14 protein-coding genes are annotated in these 17,132 nt (G+C 71.6%); 12 read left to right on the top strand and 2 right to left on the bottom strand.

Annotation, left to right across the window (positions count from 1 at the left end; genetic code table 11):
* Positions 1–49 precede the first annotated feature (49 nt).
* A complete protein-coding gene (locus ASG45_RS06500) occupies positions 50–697 on the top strand; it encodes a Maf family protein (protein ID WP_055834419.1) in 648 nt (215 codons plus the stop codon).
* Positions 698–774: 77 nt separating this feature from the next.
* On the top strand, positions 775–2,541 hold the full coding sequence (locus ASG45_RS06495; RefSeq protein ID WP_055834416.1) for an ATP-binding protein: 1,767 nt from the start codon (positions 775–777) through the stop codon (positions 2,539–2,541).
* A 289-nt stretch (positions 2,542–2,830) separates the two neighbouring features.
* Here the strand turns inward: ASG45_RS06495 and ASG45_RS06490 are convergent, their stop codons facing one another.
* Entirely contained in the window at positions 2,831–4,291 is a 1,461-nt protein-coding gene (locus tag ASG45_RS06490; RefSeq protein ID WP_055834414.1) for an NAD(P)H-quinone dehydrogenase, read from the bottom strand.
* Between the two features lie 90 nt (positions 4,292–4,381).
* On the opposite strand from ASG45_RS06490, the gene ASG45_RS06485 reads away from it, so the two are divergent.
* The 3 genes from ASG45_RS06485 (at position 4,382) to ASG45_RS06475 (ending at position 8,118) form a co-directional block, all read left to right on the top strand.
* Positions 4,382–5,215 carry a purine-nucleoside phosphorylase gene (locus ASG45_RS06485; protein ID WP_055834410.1) on the top strand — a complete coding sequence of 278 codons (834 nt, stop codon included), beginning with the start codon at positions 4,382–4,384 and terminating at the stop codon, positions 5,213–5,215.
* Positions 5,212–6,918 carry a phospho-sugar mutase gene (locus tag ASG45_RS06480; protein WP_055834408.1) on the top strand — a complete coding sequence of 569 codons (1,707 nt, stop codon included), beginning with the start codon at positions 5,212–5,214 and terminating at the stop codon, positions 6,916–6,918. The genes ASG45_RS06485 and ASG45_RS06480 overlap by 4 nt, the downstream gene beginning before the upstream one ends.
* Before the next feature lie 210 nt (positions 6,919–7,128).
* Positions 7,129–8,118, top strand: coding sequence for a hypothetical protein (locus tag ASG45_RS06475; protein ID WP_055834404.1), 990 nt, complete (start codon positions 7,129–7,131; stop codon positions 8,116–8,118).
* Between the two features lie 92 nt (positions 8,119–8,210).
* Here the strand turns inward: ASG45_RS06475 and ASG45_RS06470 are convergent, their stop codons facing one another.
* Positions 8,211–10,184: a BglG family transcription antiterminator gene (locus ASG45_RS06470; protein ID WP_235560532.1), complete on the bottom strand. Its 1,974-nt coding sequence runs from the start codon at positions 10,182–10,184 to the stop codon at positions 8,211–8,213.
* A 122-nt stretch (positions 10,185–10,306) separates the two neighbouring features.
* On the opposite strand from ASG45_RS06470, the gene ASG45_RS06465 reads away from it, so the two are divergent.
* From ASG45_RS06465 to ASG45_RS06435, 7 genes are all read left to right on the top strand, one after another.
* Positions 10,307–10,633, top strand: coding sequence for a PTS sugar transporter subunit IIB (locus ASG45_RS06465; protein ID WP_055834402.1), 327 nt, complete (start codon positions 10,307–10,309; stop codon positions 10,631–10,633).
* A gap of 20 nt (positions 10,634–10,653) precedes the next feature.
* Positions 10,654–10,929: an HPr family phosphocarrier protein gene (locus tag ASG45_RS06460; RefSeq protein WP_055834397.1), complete on the top strand. Its 276-nt coding sequence runs from the start codon at positions 10,654–10,656 to the stop codon at positions 10,927–10,929.
* Between the two features lie 13 nt (positions 10,930–10,942).
* Positions 10,943–12,640, top strand: a complete 1,698-nt coding sequence (gene ptsP / locus ASG45_RS06455; protein WP_055834394.1) for a phosphoenolpyruvate--protein phosphotransferase — start codon at positions 10,943–10,945, stop codon at positions 12,638–12,640.
* Between the two features lie 100 nt (positions 12,641–12,740).
* The gene (locus ASG45_RS06450) at positions 12,741–14,399 is read left to right on the top strand and encodes a PTS mannitol transporter subunit IICB (protein WP_055834391.1); all 1,659 of its coding nucleotides are present in this window, start codon (positions 12,741–12,743) and stop codon (positions 14,397–14,399) included.
* A gap of 103 nt (positions 14,400–14,502) precedes the next feature.
* Positions 14,503–14,943: a PTS sugar transporter subunit IIA gene (locus ASG45_RS06445; RefSeq protein WP_055834388.1), complete on the top strand. Its 441-nt coding sequence runs from the start codon at positions 14,503–14,505 to the stop codon at positions 14,941–14,943.
* A complete protein-coding gene (locus ASG45_RS06440) occupies positions 14,940–16,091 on the top strand; it encodes a mannitol-1-phosphate 5-dehydrogenase (protein WP_055834386.1) in 1,152 nt (383 codons plus the stop codon). Before ASG45_RS06445 ends, ASG45_RS06440 begins: the two co-directional genes overlap by 4 nt.
* 42 nt (positions 16,092–16,133) lie before the next feature.
* Entirely contained in the window at positions 16,134–16,916 is a 783-nt protein-coding gene (locus tag ASG45_RS06435) for an alpha/beta hydrolase (RefSeq protein WP_055834383.1), read from the top strand.
* The last annotated feature ends 216 nt before the right edge of the window (positions 16,917–17,132 follow it).

The following is a 17,132-nucleotide window of genomic DNA, read 5'->3' as shown; positions in this document are numbered from 1 at the left end:
GGGTCGGGTGCCGCCCGGCGGTGCGCCCGCACGTGGGTAGCGTGGACGCATGCGCGTGTGCCTGGCATCCACTTCCCCCGCCCGACTGATGCTGCTGCGCCAAGCGGGGATCGAACCCGAGGCGCGCGCGCCGCAGGTCGACGAAGAGGCCGTGATCGCCGAGGTGGAAGCCGCCGAGGGGCGACGCCTGCCCGCCGCCGAGCACGTGCTGCTGCTCGCGCGGCGCAAGGCCGCCGACGTCGCTCAGCGCCTGTGGGCCGACGACCCGGACTTCGAGGGCTTCGTCATCGGGGGCGACTCGATGTTCGAGCTCGGCGACGAGATCCTCGGCAAGCCCTACACGCCGGAGGCGGCGACCGCGCGCTGGCGCGCGATGCGCGGACGCACCGGGGTGCTGCACTCGGGGCACAGCGTGTTCCGCCTCTCCCCCGGTGCCGCGCCCACCGAGGCGTCCGCCGTCGCCGAGGCCTCGGTCACCTTCGCCGACGACATCGACGACGACGAGATCGCGGCCTACGTCGCCAGCGGCGAACCCCTGTTGGTGGCCGGGGCGTTCACCGTCGACAGCCTGGGGGGCGCGTTCATCCGGGAGGTGCAGGGCGACCCGTCGACCGTCGTCGGGATGTCACTGTCGACCGTGCGCCGACTGGTACGCGAACTCGGCGGCTCGTGGACGGACCTGTGGAACCGTTCGTAGACTCCCGCACACGTTTTTCGGCGTTTCTTGTCGAGGAGGGTCAAAAGGGAGGGGGGACCCCTCGCTAGGCTGGGAGGATGCCGAAGATCGCCAAGGTCCTTGTCGCCAACCGCGGCGAGATCGCCGTCCGAATCATCCGTGCCGCCCGGGATTCGGGCAAGGCGTCCGTCGCCGTCTACGCCGACCAGGACCGCGACGCCCTGCACACCCGCCTCGCCGATGAGGCCTACGCCCTCGACGGCGCCACCAGCGCCGACACCTACCTCTCCATCGACAAGATCCTCTCGATCGCCCGGCGCTCCGGCGCCGACGCCGTGCACCCCGGCTACGGCTTCCTCGCCGAGAACGCCGACTTCGCCCGCGCCGTGATCGCGGCGGGGCTCGTGTGGATCGGTCCGTCGCCGGATGCCATCGAGGCCCTGGGCGACAAGGTCACCGCCCGCCACGTCGCCGAGAAGGTGGGCGCCCCGCTCGCCCCCGGCACGCCCGGTCCCGTCTCGGGCGCCGACGAGGTCATCGCCTTCGCCGAGCAGGTGGGGCTCCCCATCGCCATCAAGGCGGCGTACGGCGGCGGCGGACGCGGGCTCAAGGTGGCGCGCGAACTCGACGAAGTGGCCGAGATGTTCGAGTCGGCCACGCGCGAGGCCGTCGCCGCCTTCGGCCGCGGCGAGTGCTTCGTCGAGAAGTACCTCGACAAGCCGCGCCACGTCGAGACCCAGTGCCTGGCCGATGCGAGCGGCAACGTCGTCGTCGTGTCGACGCGCGACTGCTCGCTGCAGCGTCGCCACCAGAAGCTCGTCGAAGAGGCGCCGGCGCCGTTCCTCACCGACGCGCAGAACGAGATCCTCTACACGGCATCCAAGGCGATCCTGCGCGAGGTCGGCTACGTCGGTGCCGGAACCTGCGAGTTCCTGATCGGCGCCGACGGCACCATCTCGTTCCTCGAGGTCAACACGCGCCTGCAGGTCGAGCACCCCGTCTCGGAAGAGGTCACCGGCCTCGACCTCGTGCGCGAGCAGTTCCGCCTCGCCGAGGGCGAGGAGCTCGGCTACGACGACCCCGCCCCGGTCGGCCACTCGATCGAGTTCCGCATCAACGGAGAAGACCCGGGCCGCGGGTTCCTGCCCCAGCCCGGTCCGATCCACGTCTTCAAGACGTTCGGCGGCCCCGGCATCCGCCTCGACTCGGGCGTGACCGCGGGCGACAGCGTCTCGGGCGCGTTCGACTCGCTGCTGGCGAAGATCATCGTGACCGGCCGCGACCGCGCCGAGGCGCTCGAGCGTTCGCGCCGCGCGCTCGACGAGTTCGAGGTCGCCGGCATGCCCACCGTGCTCCCCTTCCACCGCAAGGTGGTCCGCGACCCCGCCTTCACCGCCGAGGACGGCACGTTCGGCGTCTTCACGCGGTGGATCGAGACCGAGTTCGACAATGACATCCCCGCGTGGGACGGCGAGCTCGAGGCCCCCGCCACCGCCGCCGGCCGGCACACCGTCGTCGTCGAGGTCGCGGGCAAGCGCCTCGAGGTGAGCCTGCCCGACCGCATCTCGGCCGCCGCCCCGCAGGTGGGCCGCCCGGCCGCGGCCCCGCCGTCCCGACGCTCGCACGCCGCCTCGCCCGCCGCCGGCGCCACGGGCGACGCGGTGAAGTCGCCCATGCAGGCCACGATCGTCAAGGTCGCCGTCGAAGAGGGACAGCAGGTCGTCAAGGGCGACCTGGTCGTCGTGCTCGAGGCGATGAAGATGGAGCAGCCCCTGCAGGCCCACAAAGACGGAACCGTCACCGGCATCGACGCCACCGCCGGCACCACGGTGTCGGCCGGGCATCAGCTGCTGCTGATCAGCTGACGCGCACCGCATCCGTTCGACGCCGCATCCCTCTCGGGGTGCGGCGTCGTCGTTCCTCGCGGGGTCGGTTGGTGCGCGGGGGTGCGCCCCGCCGCGACGTACGCCGAGCGAGTGACGCGAGGGTCCCCCACCCGCATGAACGCTGATCCTGCGGAGAAACGCTCACGCACCCCGTTTATGCGCAGGAACGGCGTTTATGCGTGTCTGCGCGCGGCACGAGCGCGGGCTCGGGCGGGGCGCGCGGCGCGCAGCGGGGGACGGATGCCGCGGAGCGCGGCATCCGGAAGGCTCAGTCCTCGCCGGGGTCGTCGCGGTCGACGATGTGCATCGCGCGCGCGGCGTCGGTGATGCTCGAGGTCAGGGACGGGTACACCGCGAAGACGCGGGCGACCTGGTCGACGGTGAGGCGGCGCTCCACGGCGATCGCCAGCGGGTAGATCAGCTCCGACGCCTTGGGCCCGACGATGACGCCGCCCATGACCGTTCCACTGCCCTGCCGGGCGATGATCTTGACGAAGCCGTCGGTGATGCCCTGCATCTTCGCGCGCGGGTTGGCCGAGAGGGGAAGCTTCTTCACGACGCCCTTGAAGCGTCCCTCGGTCACGTCCTGCTCGCTGAAGCCGACGGTGGCGATCTCGGGGGCGGTGAAGATGTTGGCCGTGATGCGGCGGGTCTCGAGCGGGATGACGATGTCGCCGAGCGCGTGGAAGATCGCCTGACGCCCCTGCATCGACGCGACGGATGCCAGGGGCACGAAGTTCGTGCAGTCGCCGGCCGCGTAGATGTTCGGCACCGAGGTGCGCGCGACGCGGTTGACGCGGATGTTGCCCCCGGGAGTCATCTGCACACCGGCCTGCTCGAGACCGATGCCGGCGGTGTTGGGGATCGAGCCGACCGCCATCAGACAGTGGCTGCCCTCGATCGTGCGTCCGTCGGCGAGGGTGACGAGCACGCCGTCGCCGGTGTTGACGACCGACTCGGCCCGCGCCTTCGCCAACAGCGTCATGCCGCCGCGCTGGAACACGCGCTCCAGCACGGCCGCGGCATCCTGGTCCTCACCGGGCAGCACCTGATCGCGGCTCGAGACGAGCGTGACCTTGGCACCGAGGTTCATGTACGCCGACGCGAACTCGGCGCCCGTGACGCCCGAGCCCACCACGATGAGGTGCGCGGGCACGGACTTCATGTTGTACAGCTGCGTCCACGTCAGGATGCGCTCACCGTCGGGCTGCGCCGAGGGGAGCTCGCGCGGCGAGGCGCCCACCGAGACGACGAGCGTCTCGGCCTCGATGCGGTCGAAGTCGGTGCCGCCGGCCTCGGTCGAGACCACCACCGCGGAACCGCCGTCGAGCCGGCCGTGACCCGAGATGATGCGCACGCCCGCCTCGAGGAGCGAGCTGCGCATGTCATCGGACTGCTGACGGGCCAGCGAGAGCAGGCGCTGGTTGACGGCGGCGAGGTTGATGGCCACCTCGGGGGTGAGGGGCTTGCCGCGGTCGTCGCGGGCGAACAGCTGCACGCCGAGGTCGCTCGCCCCGCGGATCGCGACGGCCGCATCGGCGGTGGCGATGAGGGTCTTCGAGGGGACGACGTCGGTGATGACGGCCGAACCGCCCACGCCCGCGCGCTCCACCAGGGTCACGTCGGCGCCCAACTGCGCGGCGGACAGGGCCGCCTCGTAGCCGCCGGGGCCGCCCCCGACGATCGCGACGGACTGCTTGCGCTCGAAGCTCTGCACCATGGCATCCATTGTGTCAGCGTCGTCTGCGTCGGCGACACGCGAACGACCCGTTGTGCCCGCGTCTGGCCCCCGGGGCTCCGCGCTTTCTAGAGTGGAGGCATGTCCAACAGCACTTCTCACCCGCTCGATGACCCGGCGGTCGACCCGTTCGAGGTCGCCACGGCCGCAGCGGCCGACATCGCCCGCCTCTCCGGGGTCGAGCACCACGACATCGCCGTGACCCTCGGGTCGGGGTGGGGACGCGCCGCCGAGCTCATCGGCGAGGAGACGGCGTCGTTCCCCGCCACCGAGGTCGTCGGTTTCTCGAAGCCCGCCCTCGAGGGGCACGTCGGCACGCTCCGCAGCGTCCGCACCCCCGGCGGCAAGAACGTCCTGGTCATCGGCGCGCGGACGCACTACTACGAGGGTCACGGCGTACGCCGGGTCGTCCACAGCGTGCGCACGGCCGCCGCCACGGGGGCGACCACGATGATCCTCACCAACGGCGCGGGCGGCATCCGCGAGACGTGGACGCCCGGGCAGCCCGTGCTCATCAGCGACCACATCAACCTCACCGCCGACTCCCCGCTCGAGGGCGCGACCTTCATCGACCTCACCGACCTGTACTCGGCGCGGCTGCGCGCCATCGCGCGCGAGATCGACCCCACGCTCGACGAGGGCGTCTACACGCAGTTCCGCGGTCCGCACTACGAGACCCCGGCCGAGGTGCAGATGGCGAAGACCATCGGCGGACACATCGTCGGCATGTCGACGGCCCTCGAAGCGATCGCCGCGCGCCAGGCCGGGATGGAGATCCTGGGCTTCTCGCTCATCACGAACCTGGCCGCCGGCATCCAGCAGACGCCGCTGAGCCACGCCGAGGTGCTCGAGGCCGGCCGCGAGGCCGAGCCCGTGATCTCGGCGCTGCTCGCGCGCGTGATCGGCGCGCTGTGAGCGCGTACCTCGACGCGGCCCGCGCGTGGCTCGCGCAGGATCCGGATGCCGTGACCCGCGACGAGCTGTCGGAGCTCATCGCCCGGGTGGAGACGGGGGATGCCGAGGCCGAGGCCGATCTGGACGACCGCTTCTCGACCCGCCTGGCGTTCGGCACGGCGGGCCTGCGCGGAACCCTCGGCGCCGGCTCCAACCGCATGAACCGGGTGCTCGTCGCGCAGGCCGCGGCCGGATTCGCCGCGTACCTGCTCGAGCATCGCCCCGGAACGCCGACCGTCGTGGTCGGCTACGACGGGCGTCGCAACTCCGACGTCTTCGCGCGCGACTCGGTCGAGATCTTCACGGGAGCGGGGCTGAACGCCATCCTGCTCCCCCGCATGCTGCCCACCCCCGTGCTCGCGTTCGCGGTGCGCCACCTGGGCGCCGACGCCGGCGTCATGGTGACCGCCAGCCACAACCCGCCCGACGACAACGGGTACAAGGTGTACCTCGGCGGCGTCGACCAGGGGGCGCAGATCGTGTCGCCCGCCGACGCCGAGATCGCCGCCCACATCCAGCGGATCGCCGACGAGGGCAACGTCACGGTGCTCCCCCGGTCGGTGGGCTACGCCAACGCCCCCGAGTCGGTCGTCGACGCCTACGTCGCGGCCACCGCGACCGTCGCCCCCGCCCCCGTGGGAGCCGCGGGACTGCGGTGGGTCTACACCGCGATGCACGGCGTCGGGTGGGAGACCGTCTCACGCGTGCTCGCCGAGGCGGGGTACCCGCAGCCCACGGTCGTCGAGGCGCAGATCCACCCCGACGGGCGGTTCCCGACCGTGGCGTTCCCCAACCCCGAGGAGCCGGGCGCGATGGACCTCGCGTTCGAGACCGCGCGCGAGGCGGACGCCGAGCTCGTCATCGCGAACGACCCCGATGCCGACCGCCTCGCCGTCGCGATCCCCGACTCCGACGCCGAGGCCGGCTGGCGCCGCCTGACCGGCAACGAGATCGGGCTGCTGCTGGGCTGGCGCGCAGCGCGGGCCGCGGCGTCCGCGCGCGACGACTCTGCGCACGACGCCCGGGACGCGGACGCGGGGGCCCCGGCATCCCTCGCCTGTTCGCTCGTGTCGTCGCCGGGCCTGCAGGCGGTCGCCGAGCACTACGGACTCGACTTCCACTCCACGCTCACCGGCTTCAAGTGGATCTCGCGGGCACCGGGCATCGTGTTCGGCTTCGAAGAGGCCCTGGGGTACCTCGTGAACCCCGTCACCGTGCGCGACAAGGACGGCATCTCCGCCGCCGTCGCGCTGCTCGAGATGGCGGCCGATGCCCGCGGCCAGGGCCGCACCGTCGCCGACCTGCTGCAGGAGTTCCGCGACACGTTCGGCGCGTTCGCGAGCGATCAGATCTCGATCCGCGTCAGCGACGTGAGCGAGATCGGCGGGATCATGGCATCCCTCCGCGCCCAGCCGCCGTCCGCGATCGGCGAGACCGCGGTGACGCGCATCGACGACCTGCTCGACGGCGTCGACGGCTTCCCGCCGGGCGACGTGCTGCGCCTGTGGCTCGACGACGGCTCGCGCCTGATCGTGCGTCCCAGCGGCACCGAGCCCAAGCTCAAGCTGTACCTCGACGTGCGCGGCACGTCGGCCAAGAAGGCGACCCGTCGCCTCGCCGCGCTGCGCGCGGGGGCGGAGGCGTTGTTGGTGTCGATGCGCTGAGCGGCGCGGCGCGGGGCCGGGCGGCGCGGCGGCGCGGCGCGAACGGGGCGCGATCGGGGCAACGGGGCGGTCGATGATCGCCCCGTTGCACCGATCCCGCCCCTATCCCGAGCTCCGCACGGTTCCTCCCCCGCGGGCAGGTTCGCGGCGCCGTCCCCAGACGGCCCGATCTGTGCGAGAGCCGCCCCACGAAGAAGACACAGTGGGTCGATGGACCCCCACGCCGTGCCGCTTCTTCGACGTGCCGATCTTGTCGAGCGCGGATGGCACTCCCGCCGCGTCCGGCGTGAACTCGACGTCGGGTTCCTGCGCGCCATCCGCCCGGGGATGTACGCCCGGGCGGCCGACGTGGATGGGCTCAGCCGCGAACAGAAGATCGTCGTGAAGGCTCGTGCGCTGGCCCGCACGAGCGGGTCCCCGCCGGTGTTCTGCGGACTCACCGCCGCGGCTCTGCTGGGGCTGCCCTGCCTGCGAGACGACGGTGGTCTGCACGTCCTCACGGCCGAATCGCGCCCGAGCTCCGGCGCGGGGGTGGTGCGCCATCGATCCCTCACCGAGGGGACGGAGCTGGTGGAGGTGGCGGGGCTGCACTGCACGCCTCTCGCACGCACGATGGCGGATGTCGCGCGCGCGGAGACGCGGGAGGTCTCGGTCAGCATCGCCGATGCGGCACTGCGAGCTCGGGCGTTCTCTTCACCCGGCCGGTACGACGTCGAGGACGCGGAGCGCCTCCGCGAAGAGGCGTTGAGCTGGGCGCGCACGTCGCCCCGGGGTCGTCGCGCCGCCGAGAAGGTGCTGCTGTTCGCCGACGGGCGCGCCCAGCTGCCCGGTGAAAGCGTGAGCCGTCTGCGGCTGCACGACCTCGGCTTCGCACCGCCGTCCCTCCAAGTCGGGGTTCCCGGACCGCACGGCAACACGTATTGGGTCGACTTCGGCCTCGACGATGTCGCCGCATGGGGCGAGTTCGACGGTCGCGTGAAGTACCGGGGTATCGCGGCGGCCGAAGGCAAGACCCCTCAGCGCGTCATCGAAGAAGAGAAGCGCCGAGAGGACTGGATCCGCGGGACCACGCGGCGCCACGTCGTCCGGTGGGGCTGGGAGGATCTCGGCGACGCGGCCACGCTCGGCCTCCGCCTCGCGGCCTTCGGCATCACTCCTCCGCGCGGCGGGGCGCAATCGGTGCACCGGGGCGCGCAATGACCGCCCCGTTGCACCGAACCCGCCCCACACCAGGCGACGCCGCGCGGCACGGCACGGCGGCGCGGCACGGCGCGGCCGAAGGGGCCGATGTGTCAGCCGTCGATCACCGCGACCAGCTCGTCGAGGAACGCGGGGAAGCTCGTCGCCTTGCGCACGATCCGCTGCACACTGTCGCGCTCGCTGAAGACCTCGACGAACTGCTCGAACACCGTCTGGAACGCCTCACGGTCGGTCTCGCTGAACGCCACCAACGCCACGACCTGCACGCGGCCCTCTCCCCAGGTGATCGAGGGGTCGGCGATGCCGATCGCGATGCGCGTCTGCGTCGCGGTCATGCCCATCGCGTGCGGCACGGCGAGGGCGTCGGTGAACGCGGTCGACGAGATCGCCTCGCGCTCCACGGCCCGCACGACGTAGGCGTCGTCGATCACCCCCTGCTCCACCAGCAGCCCGCCGAGGCGCCGGATGACGCCGGCCTCGCCGTCGGTGGCATCCAGGCCCCGCACGAACGCCCCGGGCGCGAAGTACCGCTCGAGCTCGGCGCGCAGCCGCGCCAGGCGACGCCCGCGGCGGATGCGACCTGCCGCGGCCTGCACGCGCTCGACGTCGGCGTCGGTGAGGAAGGGCTGGATCCGCACGAAGCGGTCACCGGGGCGCGGCGGGTCGATCGTGGTGAGCACCAGGTCGGTGTCGATCGCGTCCCAGGCCGGGTCGATGCGCGTCTCGACACCGACGACCTCGATGGCTTGACCGAGCGAGCGGTCGACGCTGGAGCGCAGCAGCTCGTGCAGCTCGTAGTACCCGGGGCACACGATCGTCGCCGTCAGCAGTTGGTCGGCGCGACGGCTGCGCTCGAGGCGCCCGCCCACGTGCATCGCGATGTAGGCGATCTCGTCGTCGAGGATCGGAATGCCGAGGCCGTCCTGCAGTCCCTTGGCGATGTAGACGGCGACCTCGAAGATCATCGGGTACGTCGACTTCAGCGAACGGGTCAGGGGGTTGCGCGACCAGGCCTGCTCGCGCGAGCGGTGCAGCAGGTTCTGCACGTGCAGCGCGAGGCGCAGGATGAAGTCGTCGTGCGCGATGTCGACGAGGAACTCGGATGCCGCGTTCTCGACGACCCGCCGCACGGCCACCTCCACCGCGGGGTCGAGGCGCGAGCGCACGTCGTCGACGGCCGGCGAGCCGGGGGCGACGATGCGCGTGAGCACGAGGGTCGCGAGATGGCGCAGGTCGCCGGAGCCCAGTTGCACGCCGATGTGCTTGAGCGTCAACCGGTCGAGCAGCGCCGCCACGGCGGCGGCGGCGTCCGACGAATCGCCGCCGGGAGATCCCAGCGCGCGGTCGCGGGTGGTGCGGTCGGCGGCGATGGCGATGTGCATGACGACGTCGCCGATGCCGATCTCGTTGACGTAGTACCCGAGGGATCCGAGTTCCGACACCAGCTCGGCCTTGAACGGTCCGAAGGCGCGCGCACCCACCGAACGCTCCCCGAGCGTGCGCCGCAGGGCGTCGAGGTCGAAGTGCCCGGCATCCATCTCGTCGTGCGCGAGCTTCGAGAGCAGTCGGCGCTGGGCGACCTCGGTCCCGCGGAGGCGGGCGGTGGATGCCGAGCGCTCCAGGGTCAGTTCGGTGCCGCCGAGCAGTCCGCGCACGCGCGACAGATCGGCTTCGAGGGTCGCGGCGCTCACGTGCAGCGCGTCGGCGGTCGCGTAGACGTCGATGCCGTCGGCGGAGTCGAGCAGGCGCCGCACGAGGGTGTGGAGGCGGTCGCGGGGGGTTCCGGCATCCGATCCCGAGATCGCCCGCAGCGCGGCGGCCGCATCGGCTCCCGCGCGGTACCCGAGCGGGCCCGATTCGATGGCGGCGCCTCCCGCCACGCGCGCGTTGACGGCCGTCACGTACGACCGGACGCTGCGCGGGGTGACACCCAACGCATCGGCCAAGGACGCTGCGGTCGACCATTCCCCGTCCCGCAGCAACAGGGCCAGCAGGCGGTCTTGGCGAGCTTTCGTCGTCACGATCCGTCCTCCGCGCCGCACCGAGTGTGGCAGCGCTCCCTCCATCCAACCACGCACCCCCTCCCCCGGCGCGGGTGGGCGGCATCCATGTTCCGGGGGGTGGGAAACGAACCTGGTTGTCTGCTGGGAGCGCGGTGCGGACAATCGAGAGGAAGAAAGGCCGGTCGATGAGGATCCTCGTGGTGTGCGGAGCGGGTGCGTCGAGCACGTTCGTCGCGCAACGCGTTCGTCATGCTGCGCAAGACAAGGGCCTCGCCTACTCCGCCTCGGCGGGAACCGTCCGCTCGTTGCCGATCGACCTCGATCAGGCCGACATCGTGCTCGTCGGACCCCACCTGGCCGCAGACCTGGAGCGCATCCGACAGGACGCCGCCGCACGGGACGTCCTGGTCGCCCTGCTCCCCGACGACGTCTTCACCGACCGCAGCGGCATCCGCACGCTCGCGCTCGTCGAAGAGGCCCTGCGCGCCCGCCCGGGCGCGGACACGATCTGAGACCGACGGAAAGGATCCCCATGCCCCACCTCACCCGCACCGTCCGCATCGGATCGACGCACGGGCTGCACGCGCGCCCCGCGAAGCTCTTCGCCCAGGCCGCGAAGGACTCCGGCATCCCCGTGACGATCGCCAAGGACGCGGGCGCCGCGGTCAACGCCGCCAGCATCCTCGGCATCATCGCGCTGGGCCTCGAATACGGCGACTACGTCACGCTCACCGCCGACGGCGACAGCGCCGAGGCCGTCATCGACCGCCTCAGCGAACTGCTGACCACCGACCACGACACCGAGTAAAGGAAACAGCACCATGACGGAACTCCGTGGAGTCGGAATCGGACTGGGCGTCGCCCAGGGACCCGTGGCGCGCATGGCCGAGCCCCTGCCCGCCCCGAAGGACGAGAAGAGCGCGCAGTCGGTCGAGGCCGAGACCACCCGCGTGCGCGAGGCCATCGCGGCCGTCGCCCGCGAGCTCGAAGCCCGAGGAGCGCAGGCCGGCGGCGCCGCCCGCGACGTGCTCGAAGCGCAGGCGATGATCGCCGAAGACCCCACCCTCGAGGCCGAGGTCGACAGCCGTCTCGCGACCGGCAAGACCGGCGAGTTCGCCGTGCACGACGCTTTCGCCTCGTTCCGCGAGCAGCTCGTCGCCCTCGGCGGCTACCTCGGCGAGCGCGCCGCCGACCTCGACGACGTCGCCCAGCGGGTCATCGCCCGCCTCCGCGGCGTCGCCGCCCCCGGCATCCCCGACCCCGGCCACCCGTTCGTGCTCGTCGCCAAGGACCTCGCCCCCGCCGACACCGCGCTGCTCGACCTCGACAAGGTGCTGGCCCTGGTCACCACCGAGGGCGGGCCCACCTCGCACACGGCGATCCTCGCCCGTGAGAAGTCGATCGTCGCCGTCGTCGGCGCGGCCGGCGCCAAAGACCTCGTCGACGGCCAGTCCGTGATCGTCGACGCCGCCGCCGGTGTCGTGACCCTCGACCCGACCGACGACGAGAAGGCGCGCGCGCTCACCCGCGCAGCCTCCCGTGCCGCCGCGGCATCCGCCCCCATCACCGACGGCGCGCTCGCCGACGGCACCAAGGTGCCCCTGCTGGCCAACCTCGGAAAGCCCGGCGGAGCCGCCGAAGCCGTCGAGCTGGGCGCCGAGGGCGTGGGCCTGTTCCGCACCGAGTTCCTCTTCCTGAGCTCCAGCTCCGCCCCCACCGTCGAGGAGCAGCGCGCCGCGTACACCGAGCTGCTCGGGGCGTTCCCCGGCAAGAAGGTCGTCGTGCGCGTGCTCGACGCCGGCGCCGACAAGCCCCTGCCCTTCCTCAACGACGCCCACGAGGAGAACCCGGCGCTGGGCCTTCGGGGCCTGCGCGCCCTGCGCGCGAGCGAGGACATCCTGCGCGAGCAGCTCACGGCCCTGGCCGAAGCGGATGCCGCGACCCGCAAGACCGAGGCGGGCCCCGCCGACCTGTGGGTCATGGCCCCCATGGTCTCCACGGTCGAAGAGACCCGGTACTTCACCGCGCTCGCCAAGGACTACGGCCTGAAGACCACCGGCGTCATGGTCGAGGTCCCCTCCTCGGCGCTGCTGGCCGACCGCATCCTGCAGATCGCCGACTTCGCCTCGATCGGCACCAACGACCTGACGCAGTACACCCTCGCCGCCGACCGGCTGCTGGGCTCGGTCGCGTCGTTCCAGGACCCGTGGCATCCGGCCGTCCTGCGCCTCATCCGCGAGGTCGGCGCCGCCGGACGCACCTACGACAAGCCCGTGGGCATCTGCGGCGAGGCCGCGGCCGACCCGCTGCTCGCCGTCGTGCTCGTCGGTCTCGGCGCCACCACGCTGTCGATGGCCCCCACCGCCCTCGCCGACGTGCGCGCCACCCTGCTCACCCACACTCTCGACGATGCGCTCCGCATCGCCGAGGCCGCCCTGGCCGCCGATGACGCGGCCTCCGCCCGAGAGGCGGCCCAGGCCGTCTCGGCAGCCCGGGAAGCGGCTCCCGCCTCGTCCTGACCACGTGAAACGACCCCGGTCGCTTCCTCGAACACCGGCGGCACCAGCCGCTTCCCCACTGCGTGGCCCCCGCTGCGCACCACACCAAGGAGACACAGCAATGACGACGACGTCACCCACCAAGAAGCCGGGAGGGGCACGGGTCGCGGTACAGCGATTCGGCACGTTCCTCTCCGGCATGATCATGCCGAACATCGCGGCCTTCATCGCATGGGGCTTCATCACCATGCTCTTCATCCCCGACGGCTTCTTCGGGGCGCGCAGCCCGTTCGGCTGGCACTGGGAGCCGGTCGCCGAGATCCTCGGCGGCGGCGGTGACGCCGCCACGATCGGCTGGCCCGGCGCCATGACCGCCCTCACCGAGGGCGACGCCGGCACCTACCAGGGCTACGTCGGCCTGGTCAGCGTCATGATCACCTACCTGCTGCCCCTGCTCATCGCCAACACCGGTGGACGCATCGTCTACGGTGCGCGCGGTGGCGTGGTCGCCACGATCGCGGTCATGGGTGTCATCGCCGGCACCAACATCCCGATGTTCCTCGGCGCGATGATCATGGGCCCGCTCGCGGCCTACGTCACCAAGCAGATGGACAAGCTGTGGGACGGCAAGATCCGCCCCGGCTTCGAGATGCTCGTGAACAACTTCTCGGCCGGCATCCTCGGCATGATCCTCGCGATCGTCGGCTTCTTCGCCTTCGGTCCGGTGTTCCTCGGCATCAGCGCCTTCCTCGGCGGCATCGTCGCCTTCCTCGTGCAGTTCAACCTGCTGCCGGTGCTGTCGATCATCGTCGAGCCCGCGAAGGTGCTGTTCCTCAACAACGCCATCAACCACGGCGTCTTCACCCCGCTCGGCATCGAGCAGGCGGCGGAGTCGGGCAAGTCGATCCTGTTCCTCATCGAGGCGAACCCCGGCCCCGGCCTCGGCCTGCTGCTCGCGTTCACCTTCTTCGGTGTCGGCGCGGCGAAGGCTTCGGCTCCCGGTGCGATCATCATCCAGTTCTTCGGCGGCATCCACGAGATCTACTTCCCGTACGCCCTCGCGAAGCCGATGACGATCCTCGCCCTGATCGCCGGTGGCGCTGCCGGTGTCGCCACGAACATGATCTTCGGCGGTGGCCTGCTCTTCCCGGCCGCTCCCGGCAGCATCATCGCCGTGACCGCCGCTGCCGCCGGTGGCGGCATCGCGAACGTGCTCGTGGTCTACCTCTCGGTGATCATCGCCGCCGCCGTGACCTTCCTGGTCGCGGGCGTCATCCTGCGGGCCTCGCGCAAGCGCGACCTGGCCGCCGAGGGGGGCGACGACAAGTTCGCCGCCGCCATCGACCAGACCCAGGCCAACAAGGGCAAGGAGTCCTCGACGCTCGGGGCCCTGCGCACCCGCACCTCGAACGACGTCAACGCCTCGGCGGACCGCGACGTCGAGGGCGCCCTGGGCGGCCTCGAGGGCGGCGCCCTCGCGACCAAGCAGCTGAACAACATCGTGTTCGCCTGCGACGCGGGTATGGGCTCCTCGGCGATGGGCGCGAGCGTCCTGCGCAACAAGATCAAGAAGGCGGGCATCGACGGCATCACGGTCACCAACCAGGCGATCGCGAACCTCGACGGCTCGGCCGACCTGGTCATCACGCAGAACCAGCTCACCGACCGCGCCAAGTCGCAGTCGCCCGACTCGATCCACGTCTCGGTCGACAACTTCATGAACTCGCCGAAGTACGACGAGGTCGTGGAGATGGTGCGCGCCCAGCACGACGCGAAGTAATCCACTACCACGGAGGGGCCGGAGCACATGCGCCGGCCCCTCCGCCTTCCCGTCCGGCCCGATCTTTGCGAGGCTGGACAGCACGACGAGAAAGGCGAGAACCATGTCACACGACGTCCTCCGCATCGAATCCGTCCGCATCCACCCCGGGAGCGCCACCCGCGAGGAGGCGATGAAAGAGGCGGCCGACCTGCTGCAGGCCACGGGCTCGGTCACGGGCGAGTACTTCGCCGCCATGCAGCAGCGCGAAGAGACCGTCTCGACCTACATGGGCAACGAGCTCGCCATCCCCCACGGCACCAACGAGACCAAGCAGGCCATCCTCGAGTCGGGTCTGTCGGTCGTGCGCTACGACGGCGGCGTCGACTGGGGCGGAGAGCCCGTCAGCTTCGTCATCGGCATCGCCGGCAAGGGCGACGAGCACCTCGAGATCCTGTCGCAGATCGCCATCCTCTTCTCCGAGGACGATGACGTCGCGCGTCTGAAGGCGGCTTCCTCGCCCGAGGAGCTCTTCCAGGCCCTGTCCGGGTCCGTCAACGCATGAAGGCCGTCCACTTCGGCGCGGGCAACATCGGTCGCGGCTTCGTCGGACTGCTGCTGCACGAGGGCGGCTACGAGCTCGTCTTCTCCGACGTCTCGGCGGCTCTGGTCGCGGCCATCAACGACGCCTCGTCGTACACCGTCCACGAGGTGGGAGACGGCGGCGTCGACAAGACGGTCACCGGTTTCCGCGCCATCGACAGCTCGGTGGATGCCGAGTCCCTCGTCGACGAGATCGCCACGGCCGACGTGGTCACCACCGCCGTCGGTCCCACCATCCTGAAGTTCGTGGCCCCGCACATCGTCGCGGGGCTGGCGCTGCGCGACCCCTCGCTCGCCCCGCTGCAGATCATGGCGTGCGAGAACGCGATCGGCGCGACCGACCAGCTGCGCGAGCACATCGTCGAGCTGGCCGGCGAGTCGTGGGACGCCCTGGCCGCCCGCGCGGTGTTCGCCAACACGGCGGTCGACCGCATCGTTCCCGCCCAGGCGCAGGGCGGTGTCGACGTCACCGTCGAGCCGTTCTACGAGTGGGCGATCGAGCGCGGGCCCTTCGGCGACACCCCTCCGCACATCCCCGGTGCGCACTTCGTCGACGACCTCGAGCCCTACATCGAGCGCAAGCTCTTCACGGTGAACACGGGCCACGCCACGACGGCCTACTTCGGGGCGCGCGCCGGCATCGACCGCATCTCCGACGCGCTGGCGGACCCCGCGATCTCGGCACGGGTCGAGGACGCGCTGGAAGAGACCAGCGCCCTGCTGGTCCAGAAGCACGAGCTCGACCCCGACGTGCAGGGCGAGTACCGCGCGACGATCCTGCGCCGCTTCCGCAACGCGGCGCTTCCCGACACCGTCTGGCGGGTGGGTCGCCAGCCGCTGCGCAAGCTCTCGCGGCACGAGCGCTTCGTCGGGCCCGCCGCCGAGGCGATCGAGCGGGGTCTCCCGGTCGACGCGCTGGTCGCGGCCATGGCCGCCGCCCTCGACTTCTCGGATACCGAGGACACCCAGGCCGTCGACCTGCAGCGTCTGCTGCGCGAGCTCGACGCCGAGGCCTTCACGGCAGAGGTGACGGGGCTCACTCCCGAGCACCCGCTGCACGCCCGGATCGTCGAGATCGTCGCCGCACGGCAGGCAGCCCTGGCCGCGTGACAACCCCGGTCTCCTCACGACACGCAGCGTTACGCTCGTGAGGTGACCGACACCACCCCGTCCGACGCCGGCGGAGCGCCCCGAGCGCCCCGCCGGCGTCGTCGTGTCCTGCGCTGGATCCTCGGCGGCATCGGTGCTCTCGTGGTGCTGCTGATCGCCGGGATCCTGATCTACACCCAGGTCGGCGTCATGGGCGCCGAGCCCGGCCCCCTCGCCGAGGCCGAGGCGGACCCCGCGCTGACGATCACCGACGACGGCGCGGGGATCGTGCTCTCGCCCACCGCCGGCGGCACGGGCCAGGGGCTGGTCTTCATCCCGGGCGCCAAGGTCGAGGCCGAGGGATACATCGCCACGTTCGCCGACACCGTCGTCGACGACGGCATCACCGTCGTCATCACCCGGCCGTGGCTGAACCTCGCGTTCTTCGACCCGCGGCCGCTGTCGATCTTCACCGACCTCGCCCCGGGGGTGTCGACCTGGGCGGTCGGCGGCCATTCCCTCGGCGGTGTCCGCGCCTGTCAGCTGGCACCCGACGCCGACGCACTCGTGCTCTTCGCCTCGTACTGCGCGAACGATCTCACGGCATCCGGACTCCCGGTCCTCAGCCTCTCGGGATCGGAAGACGGTCTGAGCACCCCGCAGAAGATCGCGGATGCCGAGAAGGAGCTCCCCGCGAACGCCACGTTCGTCGAGATCCCCGGCGCATCGCACGCCTCGTTCGGCGCGTACGGCCCCCAGCCGGGCGATGGCACGCCCACGGCTGATCCCGCCGACGTCGATCGGGTGATCGCCGAGCAGCTGGCCGGCTTCCTTCCTCGGCCCTGAGCTGACCTCGCGCCGCTTGGCGCAGGACGGGCGCGGCCCGCGGGGCGACGACGGCCGACCTCGGCGGGGCGGCGGTCCGGTGCCCCGGCCCGCGATCACCCCGTCGTGAGCTGAGCCCGTGCGCAAGACGTCTCGCGCACGGGCTCAGCCGGGTGACGCGTCCCCTCACCGACCCCCGTAGTCGCCTCGGTAGTAACCCCGTAGTCGGTCTGTTCC

Origin of the sequence: Microbacterium sp. Leaf436, from assembly GCF_001424715.1 — a bacterium.
Taxonomy (GTDB): domain Bacteria; phylum Actinomycetota; class Actinomycetes; order Actinomycetales; family Microbacteriaceae; genus Microbacterium.
This window is presented reverse-complemented; position numbering and strand designations above follow the sequence as displayed.